We start from the raw sequence: 10712 nt of genomic DNA on the forward strand, positions 1-10712 counted from the left end.
CGTGATGGTGTGGCAAATCGCCGCCTGATGGGCAGCGGGCGGCCCACAGGGTGTAGGAGGATGTCTTGAGTGTGTGTCGGGCCTCTCGTTGTGGGCCCCGCAAACATCCTTAGCCGTAGCGCATCGTGCCCAGGTGGTAGAAAATGATCCGATGGAAAACGACGACATCTTGCGGGTTGCCACGTACAACATCCACAAAGGAGTGCAGGGCCTTGGCCCGGCGCGTCGGCTGGAGATCCACAACCTGGGCCTGGCGGTCGAGCAGCTCGACGCCGACATCGTCTGCCTGCAGGAAGTGCGCAAACTGCACCGGCGCGAGGCGGCCTATTTTCAGCGTTGGCCCGATGTGCCCCAGGCCGAGTATCTTGCCCCCGAGGGTTATGAGGCGGTGTACCGCACCAATGCGTTCACCAAACATGGCGAGCACGGCAACGCGCTGCTGACGCGCTGGCCGGTCATCGGGCACCAGCACGAAGATATCTCCGACCACCGGTTCGAGCAGCGCGGTCTGCTGCACGTGGAAGTGGGGGCGCATGGCCGCCAGGTGCACGTCATCGTGGTGCACCTGGGGCTTATCCCGGGCAGCCGCATACGGCAAATCGGGCAGCTGCAGCGCTTTATCGAGCGTGAGGTGCCCAAGGGCGCTCCGCTGGTCGTCGCCGGAGACTTCAACGATTGGGGCCTGCAGATCAAGCGCATGCTCGCCGGTTTTGGTCTGTATGAGTTTGACGATGCCCGCGCCTTTACCTACCCGGCGCGGCTACCGCTGGCGCAGTTGGACCATGTTTATGTGCGCGGCCTGACGCCGCTGGGCCTGCATGTGCCGCGTGGGCGCATCTGGTGGCGCATGTCTGACCATTTGCCGCTGATTGCCGAATTCAGGCTCTGATGGCAAAGGTGCCCGATTTTTATCCGGATCACCAGGTTCGGCTGCTCCAGGGGGCGCAGGAGTATTTTCCCGCCCTGATCGAGGCCATGGATGCCGCCCTGGCCGATATCCAGTTCGAGACCTATATTTTCGATTTCACAGAGTCTGGCGCCAGTGTGGCCGAGGCCCTGATGCGGGCCGCCTTGCGGGGTGTGCATGTGCACCTCGTGGTCGATGGTGTGGGCACGGGCCGCTTGCCGCAGGCGTGGGCCGATCGCATGCGCAGTGCGGGCGTGCAGGTGCAGGTGTATTCGCCGCTCGGTCCCCTGGGGCTGTTGTTGCCACAGCGCTGGCGTCGCCTGCACCGCAAGATGTGCGTGGTTGATGGGCACTTGCTGTTCTGTGGCGGCATCAATGTGCTGGACGACTTCCATGACCCCAACCATGGTGTTCTGACAGCGCCGCGGCTCGACTTTGCCGTGGCGGTGACAGGCAGCCTGGTGGTGCCCGCCAGCGATGCCATGGAGCAGCTGTGGTGGCGCATGCAAGCCGTGCGCGATGTGCGCCAGCGCCGCCTGCCTGAGGCCTTGCGCGCCTTGCGAGCGGCCAGCGCAGCACGGCATGAAGACACGTCGCCCGACAGCCACAGCGACATGCGTGCCGCCCTGCTGCTGCGCGACAACGTGCGCCACCGTACCCGTATCGAAAAGGCCTACCGCCGAGCGATTGGCACGGCACGCGAGGAAATCATCATCGCCAACGCCTACTTCTTGCCCGGCGGCAAGCTGCGCCGTGCGCTGGTCATGGCGGCCCGCAGGGGCGTGCGGGTGCGCCTGTTGCTGCAGGGGCGTTACGAGTATTTCATGCAGTACCACGCGGCGCGGCCCGTGTATGGCGCGCTGCTCAAGGCCGGGATCGAGATCCATGAATACGAGCCCAGTTTTCTGCATGCCAAGGTGGCGGTGATCGATGCCCTGGGCGCCAGGCCCTGGGCCACGGTCGGTTCCTCCAACCTCGATCCGCTGAGTCTGCTGCTCGCCCGTGAAGCCAATGTGGTGGTCGAAGACGCTGCCTTTGCCGCCGAGTTGCGCGCGCGCCTGGAGCATGCCATGCAGCACGAGGGCCGGGGCCTGGACCCCGCGCGTTATGCCGACCGCACCTGGCGCGAGCGGGTGCTGGACCGCGTGGCCTTTGTGCTGGTGCGGCTGGCGCTGTGGCTCACGGGCAGCCGCTATTGATGTGCAGGCGATAGATCGCTATCTAATTGATAGCTGATTGCGCTTGATGGGTAAGCGCTAGAGGGCTAAAAACCCTGAAAAACGATGGCGTTTGATCGCTGGTACGATGCGATCATGTCCAGACCAACTGCAGCCGACATGGCGCCCGATCCCCGGGATGAAGGGGTTCCTGTTTCCGTCAAGATCCGTGAGCGACTCGTCGCAGCGCGCAAGCGCTTCAACGCCAACGACAACATTGCCGAGTTCATCCAGCCTGAAGAACTAGAGGCTTTGCTGGACGAGGTTGAGGTCAAGATGCAGGGCGTGCTCGACAGCCTGGTCATCAATACCGACACCGACCACAACACCCAGAACACCGCGCGCCGCGTGGCCAAGATGTACCTCAATGAGGTGTTCAAGGGCCGCTACGTGCCCCAGCCACCGATCACCGAATTTCCGAACGCCGAGCACCTGAACGAGCTGATGATCGTGGGCCCGCTCACGGTGCGCAGCGCCTGCAGCCACCATTTCTGCCCCGTCATCGGCAAGATCTGGATCGGTGTCATGCCCAATGAGCACACCAACGTGATCGGCCTATCCAAGTACGCGCGTCTGGTGGACTGGATCATGGGCCGCCCACAGATCCAGGAGGAAGCCGTGGTGCAACTGGCCGATCTGATCATGGAAAAAACCCAACCCGACGGTTTGGCCATCGTCATGGAAGCCAGCCATTTCTGCATGTCCTGGCGCGGTGTGCGCGAGATGGACAGCAAGATGATCAACTCCGTGATGCGCGGCGTGTTCCTCAAAGACCCATCGCTGCGCCGCGAATTTTTGTCCCTCATCCCCGGAAAGAACTGACCATGTTGGTACGCCTGCTTTACGCCAGCCGCGCGGTGGATACCTCTCCCGCAGCCATCGAAGCCATCCTGACGCAGTCGCGCCAGCACAACCCCGGTTGTGGCATCACCGGAGTGCTGTGCTACGGCGGGGGCATCTTTTTGCAAGCCATCGAAGGCGGCCGTGCGGCCGTGAGCGACCTGTATGGCCACATCCAGCGCGATCCGCGCCACAAAGACGTCGAACTGCTGCACTACGAAGAAATTGCCGAAAGGCGCTTTGGTGGCTGGACGATGGGGCAGGTGAACCTCTCCAAGATCAACCACTCCATCTTGCTCAAGTATTCCGAGAAGCCCGAGCTCGACCCGTATGCGGTGTCGGGCAAGGTGTCGTTTGCGCTGCTCGAAGAACTCATGGCCACAGCCTCCATCATCGGCAGAGCATAAAAAAGCGGGGCACTTTGCTACTGCGCCAGCCGATTCCGGGCCTGCTGTGCTCGCCGTACGGGAGTACAGCTGCGCGCATCGACCCAGACTAGGCGGGCTCGCTACGCAAATTGCCCCTCTTTTTGCCATCCTGTTGTTCTAGAAGGCTGTCGGACTTGGAGCCGACGATTTCCAAGTCCGACAGTCTCCTGGAGGGTCGCAGCAGCGGCCTTTTTCTTTTTCTCCCCGGTTCGTGACCCCCACTGCTTTCGCTCTCATCATCCTGGCCGGTCTGATCCATGCAGGCTGGAACATTGTCGCCAAGAAGGCCGGTGGTGACGCGCGCTTTGCGTTTTTCACGGCGGTGCTGATGATGCTTTTCTGGGCGCCGCTGGGCTGGTGGGTGGGGCGCAGCGTTGTGCCGCTGTGGGGCGTGCGTGAATGGGTCTTCATTGGCGTCAGCGGCGTGTTGCATGTGCTGTATTACGTCATCCTGCTGCGCGGCTACCGCAAGGCCGACCTCACGGTGGTGTACCCGCTGGCGCGGGGCTCTGGGCCGCTGTTGTCGTCGCTGGTGGCCATTGCGCTGCTGGGCGAGCAGATCACGGCGCTGGGGCTGTTGGGCATTGCGGGCGTGGTGGGCGGCGTTTTCCTGATCGCTGGCGGGCCGGGGTTGCTGCGCGCCGCACACGACCCGCAGGCGCGTGCCCGCGTGCACAAAGGCATCGCCTACGGCTTGCTCACCGGCCTGTTCATTGCCAGCTACACAGTGGTCGATGGCTATGCCGTCAAGGTGCTGCTGATGTCGCCCATCCTGATCGATTACATGGGCAACTTCGTGCGTGTGGCCGTGCTGGCCCCGGCCGTGCTGCGCGACCTGCCAACCGCCGCCGTGCTGTGGCGCGTGCAGTGGCGCTATGCGTTGCTGGTGGGTGCCGTCAGCCCGGTGGCTTATGTGCTGGTGCTGTATGCCATGCAACAGGCACCGCTGTCGCATGTGGCGCCTGCGCGCGAAGTGTCCATGCTGTTTGCCGCGCTGATCGGTGGCCACCTGTTGGGCGAGGGCGATCGCTTTGCGCGTATTTGCGGCGCTGCGTGCATTGCCTTGGGTGTGACTGCCCTGGCATTGGGATGAGCGGCATGCAGGGCAGACCGCTGCTCTTGGGCGTGGATTTTTCCAGCAGCCCCAGCCCGCGTAAACCCATTGTGATGGCACTGGGTGAGCGTGCGGGCCTGCGCGTGCGCCTGCAGTCGCTACAGGTTTTTGAAACCCTGGAGGCGCTGGGCCGCTGGCTGGCGGCTCCGGGGCAATGGGTGGGCGGCTTTGACCTGCCCTTTGGCCTGCCCCGCGAACTGGTGCAGCAGCTCGGCTGGCCGCAGGAGTGGAATGCCTGCATGCGGCACTACGGCCAGCTCTCGCGCGCCGAGATTCGCGATATCTTTGCCGCGTTCTGCGCCGCACGCCCGGCCGGGGCCAAGTTTGCCCACCGCGCCACCGACCGACCCGCAGGGTCCAGCCCGAGCATGAAGTGGGTCAACCCGCCGGTGGCTTACATGTTGCACGCCGGCGTGCCGCTCTTGCTTACGGCAGGCGCGCACCTGCCGGGCCTGCACGCAGGCGACCCGGCGCGCGCGGCGCTGGAGGCCTACCCCGGCTTGCTGGCGCGCGAAGTGCTGCAGCGGCGCAGCTACAAAAGCGACGACCGTGCGAAGCAGACGCCCGACCGCCTGATCGCCCGCAAGGACTTGATTACGGCGCTGGAAAACGGGCAAACCCGACTGGGATTGCAGCTCAAGCTCAGCCACGCGCAGCGCGATGTCCTGGTGGACGATGCCCGGGGCGACCACCTGGACGCCGTGCTGTGCCTGCTGCAGGCCGCCTGGGCCGACGCACGCCATGCCGATGGCGATGCGCTCTATGGCCTGCCGCCATCCCTGGACCCGCTGGAAGGCTGGATCGTTACCGCTTGAAACCTGTATGCCGCAGGGTCTTCATACAGGCGCTGGACAATGCGGGAAAAACCACGGGAGAACCCATGATTGACGGCCCTCTGTCTTTTGCATTGCGCACCGCAACACGGGCCGTGGTGCTGGGACTGTGCCTTGCAGCAACGTGGTCAGCCGCCGCCGACCCTTTGCGTGACCGACTCGGGACACGGGCAGACGACGGTGACGTCGAGCTATCGGAGGGCCGCAGTACAGACACAGCGCAGCCACAACTTCTTCCCCCGGGCCTGCGGCTGCTGCGCGACGTAGCCTATGGCCCGGAGCCACAGCAACGCATGGACATTTATCTGCCGGAGCGCGTGCAGAGCGCGCCCGTGCTGTTTCTGGTGCATGGCGGCGGTTGGCGCTACGGTGACAAGGCCCACAACCGCCTCGTGCACAACAAGCTGGCGTACTGGGCGGCCCAGGGCGTGGTGTTGGTGTCGGTCAACTACCGCATGCTGCCGCAGGCCCGGCCCGATGTGCAGGCCAGCGATGTGGCCAGAGCGCTGGTGCAAGCACAGCAGCAGGCGCACACCTGGGGTGGCGATGCGCGGCGCTTTGTGCTCATGGGGCATTCGGCGGGTGCGCACCTGGTGTCGCTGCTGGCGGTGGCGCCCGAGCGCTTGCGCGCTGCCGGTGCGCAGCCGGTACTGGGCACCGTAGCGCTCGACAGTGGCGCCATGGATGTCGAGCAAACCCTGCAAGAGCGCCACGCGGCCTTGTTCGACAAAGCCTTTGGTAGCGACTCGGCCTACTGGCGCAGCGTGTCTCCGCTGCACCAGTGGCAGCCGGGCGCCGCCCCCATGCTGGTAGTGTGCTCCAGCCTGCGCCGCGCACCGTGCCCGCAGGCCCGGGCGTTTGCGGCTCGGGGACAAGCGCTGGGCGGGCACGTTGCCGTGTTGCCGCAGTCGCTCTCGCATGGTGACGTCAATGAAACGCTGGGACTGCCGGGAGCCTATACCGCTGCGGTGGATGCGTTTTTACGCTCGCTCCCGGGGTGGTTGCAGCCATGACGGTGCGGTGGCTGCTGGTTGGGATGGCCCTGTGCAGTGGTTTGGCGCTGGCCGCGCCCGCGCCCTGGTATTACTGGCGCAGCAAGGTGGACGGCCACCGTGTATGTGCACAGGTATCGCCCGGCCTAGGCTGGGAGCGTGATGGCGGGCCGTATGAAGGCCCGATGTGCCAACCCCGGCGCCGCGTATTTGTCATTCCCATGCGGTAGCACTGCAGGCACAATGCATTTCCCTGGCTACGCTGTCGCGCCAGTGTTTACTTACTGCCGGAAGCTCCATGCCCACACTTCAAACCCTGATCGCATTCTTTGGCGTTGCCGTGGTTCTGGCCCTGACCCCCGGGCCGGACAACATTTTTGTGCTGCTGCAGTCGGCCCAGCGGGGCTGGCGCGCGGGCATGGCCGTAGTGGTGGGCCTGTGCGCGGGGCTGGTGGTGCACACGGCGGCCGTGGCTTTGGGGCTGGCGGCGGTGTTTGCGGCCTCGGCGGTGGCGTTTACGGTGCTCAAGTTCTGCGGCGCGGCCTATCTGGCCTATCTGGCCTGGCAGGCGCTGCGTGCACCGCCGGCCGTGTCCTCTGAAGTGCCGGTCGACGCGCCGGTGGCCCAAGGCCCCAGCCTGGGGCGCATGGTGGGGCGCGGCATGGTGATGAACTTGACCAATCCCAAGGTGTTGGTGTTTTTTCTGGCCTTTTTGCCGCAGTTTGCCGACCCTGCGCGCGGGGGTGTGGCGTTGCAGTTGATGCTGCTGGGCGTGGTGTTCATGGTGGCCACCTTGCTGGTGTTTGGGGCGATCGCCTGTTTTTCGGGGGTCTTTGGCACGTTGTTGCAGCGCTCGGCGCGGGCACAGACGGTGCTTAACCGCGTTGCGGGGCTGGTGTTTCTGGGCTTGGCTGTGCGCCTGGCGACCGTCGATCGTTGATGAATTTTCAAAAACAATAGCTGCTTACGCTTGATGGGTAAGCGTTAGAAGCTATTTTGACCACTATTTTCTCGGGGCGCATGGCGCACCGCCCTGGGAAGTGCAGGCCCGCCCTGCGGGTGTGTTCTGGGACACTCACATCTGCTTGCAATTGGCTTGTGCTGTGGGTGTCTGAGCAGCCGATGGCGCTGGTATTCTCGCCCGCTTCCACCGCAACGGTGGATGTCACATGGAACCCAAAAAACCTATGAGCAAGAAGAATATCGTTGGCGCAGCCGTGGTCGTAGCCCTGGCAGCCTATGGGGGAGCAACCTGGTACATGGGCGAATCTGCCCGCAAGCAGTATGAGGAGACGCTGGAAGAAGCCAAGGGTTTCCTCGGCCCGCAGGCGGTGGTGTCGCACCAGTACGAACGCGGTTTCTGGGCTTCGCACGCCAAGCTGGTGCTGCAGTGGAGCCCGCCCGCAGCGTTGGACGCCGACGATGCCCCAGCGCCCCCGCCGATCCGCATCGCGGTGGACAGCACCTTGCGCCACGGCCCACTGGCGGGTGCACGCCTGGCGGCGGCGGTGGTCGAGTCGCACTTTACCGTGGAAGGACTCGATGAGAACGCGCGCCAGGTGCTGGCCAAGGTGAGCCCACCCACGCTGACGACGGTGCACCGCCTGATGGGTGGACATGACATCCGCTTTGCTTTGCCCTCTGGTGAATTGGGCGAGGGCGATCAGCGGGTGTATTGGCAGGCGCTTGACTACCAGATGAGCATTGATGCGGCGCGCCACAAGGTGAGCGGCAGCTTCCAGTGGCCCGAGATGGCCCTGAGCGGGGTGCAGACTCCCCACGCGGACGATAAAGAAGATGAAGGCGACGACAGCCCGGCCAGCATGCCATCAGGCCCGGTTGAACGCTTCACCATGGCCTTGCAGGGCATGGGTGGCGATTTCGACATGCAGTTCGAGGAGGGCCTGTGGCTGCTGGCCCCAGGTTCTGGCAAGGGCCGGTTCGACAAAATCGTGCTGACCCGCACGCAAGGCGAGGCCCCCGCGCAAACGCTGCTGGCCTTGCAAGACCTGCGCTATTCCGCCGTCATCGAGCGCACGGGCAATACCCTGGGCTGGACGACCAAGGCGCAGACCCAGGGATCCGCTGGCCCTCTGGTGTTTGAGGCGGTCGGTTTGGAGGAAACCGTCAGCCGCATCGACGTCGAAGCGGTCAAGCTCTTCCAGAAGGCCTTGCTGGCGGCGTACCGCACCGACCCCGCACAGGCGATGCTGCTGGAAGGCCCCGAAGTCGAAACCCTGTGGAAGGACGCAGCGCCTTTGCTGGTGGCTGCGCTGCCGGCTTACGCTGTCAAGCTCTCGGCCACGCTGGAGGGCCAGCAGGCGACGCTGGAATACGGCGCACAAATCCAGACTGCACCCACCGCCGAGGAGGTCCAGGAACGGGGCTGGGGCCCGGCGCTGCTCAAGGCCAGCGTGCTGCACGCTGGGATGCGCCTGCCCAAGGCCTGGTTACCTCGTATCGCCCAGGCCATGGGGCAAAAGGACATGCCGGCTGAGCAGATGGACTCCATGGTGGGCATGGCGGAGATGCAGGGCTTTGTCCAGCAGGAGGCCGACCACCTGACAAGCGCTGTGCGCATGGAGAGCGGCAAGCTGCAGCTCAATGGCAAGGCACTCGATTTGCCGATGCTGAGCATCGCTGACTAAGCAGGGGGCTGGGATGATTCTCCGCGGTTAGCCCGCCGGGGGATCGGGCCAGGGCCGCTGGGCGCTGCGCAGGTGCTCGAAGGCCCGGGCCAGGCGCAGCACGCCCAGGTCGTCAAAACGCTGTCCGGCGATTTGCAGGCCTATGGGCAGACCGCTGGCGGTGTAGCCGCAGTTCACCGAGGCAGCGGGCTGCTCGGACATGTTGTACGGCACCGTAAAACCAATGTGCTCCAGCGGGCGCAGCGGGTCGTTGGTGGGCGAGGGCAGCTCGGCGGCAAAGGCGGGCATGGGTGCCACGGGGGAAATCACATAGTCGAACGCAGCGCAGGCGCGCACCGTGGCCACGCGCGTGGCGTGGAACTGCTGGTTGGCGTGGAACACGGCGGTGCCCGGCATATCGGCAACGCTGTCAGCCCAGGCGCGGATGAAGGGCAGCACCTGGGCTTTGCGTTCGGCAGGCAGGCTGGCCATGTCCAAGTGTGAGCGCATGCGCCAGAAGCGGTCCATGCCGTCGAGCATGGTTTGTGTCATGAAAGGCGGCATGGGAGCCACCTGGGCGCCTGCGTCTTCGAGCAGGGCGGCGGCATGTTCCACGGCGGCGCGCACTTCGGGCTCCACGGCCAGGCCGCATCCGGCATCGAGCAATAGGCCAATGCGCAAGCCGCGCACATGCTCGGGCCCACGCTCGAAATCCTGCCAGTCCAATGACTGCGGCGGCAGCGCCATGCAGTCGCGCACATCGGGCTGGCTGAGTACCTGCATCATGAGTGCGGCATCGTGCACGCTGCGCGTCATGGGACCGGCCGCCCGCCCGGTGTAGGGCGGGTCGATGGGAATGCGGCCCAGGCTGGGTTTGAGCGTGAAGATGCCGCACCAGGCCGCGGGCAGGCGCAGCGATCCGCCAATGTCGGTGCCCACATGCAGCGGACCATAGCCAGCGGCTGCGGCTGCGCCAGCTCCGGCGCTCGATCCGCCTGGCCCCTTGTCCAGGCTCCAGGGGTTGCGCGCCAGCGCATGAAAACTCGACAGGCCCGACGACAGCATGCCGTAGTCCGGCATGGTGGTTTTGGCCACCAGCACTGCCCCGGCCTCGCGCAGGCGGGCTGCAGGGGGGGCATCGGCGGGGGCGGGTACCAGATCGACGGCGGCCGTGCCCAAGGGAGTGGGGTCGCCGCAGGTTGCAATGTTGTCCTTGAGCGTGCAGGGCACGCCATCGAGCAGGCCTTGGGGCGCACCGCGCAGCCAGCGGGCTTCGGAGGCACGTGCCTGGGCCAGTGCGGCTTCGGGGCGCAGCAGCCAGGTGGCGTGCAGGTCCGGTTCCCAGCGATCGATGCGATCGAGCACGGCCTGCACCACTTCGACGGGCGAGAGCGTACGCTGGCGATAGGCCTGGAGCAGGGCGTGGGCGGGCAGTTCGTGCAGGGCAGTGGGAGCTTGCATCGGTGGCTTTCTGCGGTGTAGAGCCGCTGCAGCATAGCGGCAAACCACCCTACTGGTGCTGGTGGCTCCAGCGCACGCAGGATAATGGCGGCTTGGGGTCGGCCGGTGCATTGCTGGCGTGCATGGTGCACGGCCCGATTCTGCGGAGTGTGCAATGGCCTTGATGATCACCGACGAATGCATCAACTGTGATGTCTGCGAGCCGGAGTGCCCGAACCAGGCCATTTACCTGGGCGAGAAAATCTACGAAATCGACCCCTCCAAGTGCACCGAGTGCGTGGGCCATTTTGATG

General features: G+C 65.0%; 11 protein-coding genes. 10 read left to right on the forward strand and 1 reads right to left on the reverse strand.

The window, feature by feature from the left end:
* The first annotated feature begins 151 nt into the window (after positions 1–151).
* From ACYVOC_RS14475 to ACYVOC_RS14515, 9 genes are all read left to right on the forward strand, one after another.
* Positions 152–889, forward strand: a complete 738-nt coding sequence (locus tag ACYVOC_RS14475) for an endonuclease/exonuclease/phosphatase family protein (RefSeq protein WP_461162258.1) — start codon at positions 152–154, stop codon at positions 887–889.
* Positions 889–2106 carry a cardiolipin synthase ClsB gene (gene clsB, locus ACYVOC_RS14480; RefSeq protein ID WP_461162259.1) on the forward strand — a complete coding sequence of 406 codons (1218 nt, stop codon included), beginning with the start codon at positions 889–891 and terminating at the stop codon, positions 2104–2106. Before ACYVOC_RS14475 ends, clsB begins: the two co-directional genes overlap by 1 nt.
* 114 nt (positions 2107–2220) lie before the next feature.
* Positions 2221–2946, forward strand: a complete 726-nt coding sequence (gene folE / locus ACYVOC_RS14485) for a GTP cyclohydrolase I (RefSeq protein ID WP_116005918.1) — start codon at positions 2221–2223, stop codon at positions 2944–2946.
* A 2-nt stretch (positions 2947–2948) separates the two neighbouring features.
* Entirely contained in the window at positions 2949–3371 is a 423-nt protein-coding gene (locus tag ACYVOC_RS14490) for a BLUF domain-containing protein (protein ID WP_116003087.1), read from the forward strand.
* Between the two features lie 232 nt (positions 3372–3603).
* Positions 3604–4485, forward strand: coding sequence for an EamA family transporter (locus ACYVOC_RS14495; protein WP_461162260.1), 882 nt, complete (start codon positions 3604–3606; stop codon positions 4483–4485).
* 5 nt (positions 4486–4490) lie between these two features.
* Entirely contained in the window at positions 4491–5321 is an 831-nt protein-coding gene (locus ACYVOC_RS14500) for a DUF429 domain-containing protein (RefSeq protein ID WP_461162261.1), read from the forward strand.
* 65 nt (positions 5322–5386) lie between these two features.
* Positions 5387–6352: an alpha/beta hydrolase gene (locus ACYVOC_RS14505; RefSeq protein WP_116003089.1), complete on the forward strand. Its 966-nt coding sequence runs from the start codon at positions 5387–5389 to the stop codon at positions 6350–6352.
* Between the two features lie 277 nt (positions 6353–6629).
* A complete protein-coding gene (locus ACYVOC_RS14510) occupies positions 6630–7271 on the forward strand; it encodes a LysE family translocator (RefSeq protein ID WP_461162262.1) in 642 nt (213 codons plus the stop codon).
* Positions 7272–7500: 229 nt separating this feature from the next.
* On the forward strand, positions 7501–8979 hold the full coding sequence (locus ACYVOC_RS14515; RefSeq protein ID WP_461162263.1) for a YdgA family protein: 1479 nt from the start codon (positions 7501–7503) through the stop codon (positions 8977–8979).
* 27 nt (positions 8980–9006) lie between these two features.
* Here the strand turns inward: ACYVOC_RS14515 and ACYVOC_RS14520 are convergent, their stop codons facing one another.
* Positions 9007–10419, reverse strand: coding sequence for an amidase (locus tag ACYVOC_RS14520; RefSeq protein ID WP_461162264.1), 1413 nt, complete (start codon positions 10417–10419; stop codon positions 9007–9009).
* A gap of 154 nt (positions 10420–10573) precedes the next feature.
* On the opposite strand from ACYVOC_RS14520, the gene ACYVOC_RS14525 reads away from it, so the two are divergent.
* Positions 10574–10712, forward strand: a 139-nt coding sequence (locus ACYVOC_RS14525) for a YfhL family 4Fe-4S dicluster ferredoxin (RefSeq protein WP_461162299.1), incomplete at its 3' end; no start/stop codon positions are given.

It is taken from the genome of Simplicispira piscis (assembly GCF_054783455.1).

What these genes read in the sequence shown, in the direction of transcription:
- ACYVOC_RS14475 (WP_461162258.1), top strand. Translation starts at nt 152, where the DNA reads ATGGAAAACGACGACATCTTGCGGGTTGCCACGTACAACATCCACAAA.
- clsB (WP_461162259.1), top strand. Translation starts at nt 889, where the DNA reads ATGGCAAAGGTGCCCGATTTTTATCCGGATCACCAGGTTCGGCTGCTC.
- folE (WP_116005918.1), top strand. Translation starts at nt 2,221, where the DNA reads ATGTCCAGACCAACTGCAGCCGACATGGCGCCCGATCCCCGGGATGAA.
- ACYVOC_RS14490 (WP_116003087.1), top strand. Translation starts at nt 2,949, where the DNA reads ATGTTGGTACGCCTGCTTTACGCCAGCCGCGCGGTGGATACCTCTCCC.
- ACYVOC_RS14500 (WP_461162261.1), top strand. Translation starts at nt 4,491, where the DNA reads ATGCAGGGCAGACCGCTGCTCTTGGGCGTGGATTTTTCCAGCAGCCCC.
- ACYVOC_RS14505 (WP_116003089.1), top strand. Translation starts at nt 5,387, where the DNA reads ATGATTGACGGCCCTCTGTCTTTTGCATTGCGCACCGCAACACGGGCC.
- ACYVOC_RS14510 (WP_461162262.1), top strand. Translation starts at nt 6,630, where the DNA reads ATGCCCACACTTCAAACCCTGATCGCATTCTTTGGCGTTGCCGTGGTT.
- ACYVOC_RS14515 (WP_461162263.1), top strand. Translation starts at nt 7,501, where the DNA reads ATGGAACCCAAAAAACCTATGAGCAAGAAGAATATCGTTGGCGCAGCC.
- ACYVOC_RS14520 (WP_461162264.1), bottom strand. Translation starts at nt 10,419, where the DNA reads ATGCAAGCTCCCACTGCCCTGCACGAACTGCCCGCCCACGCCCTGCTC.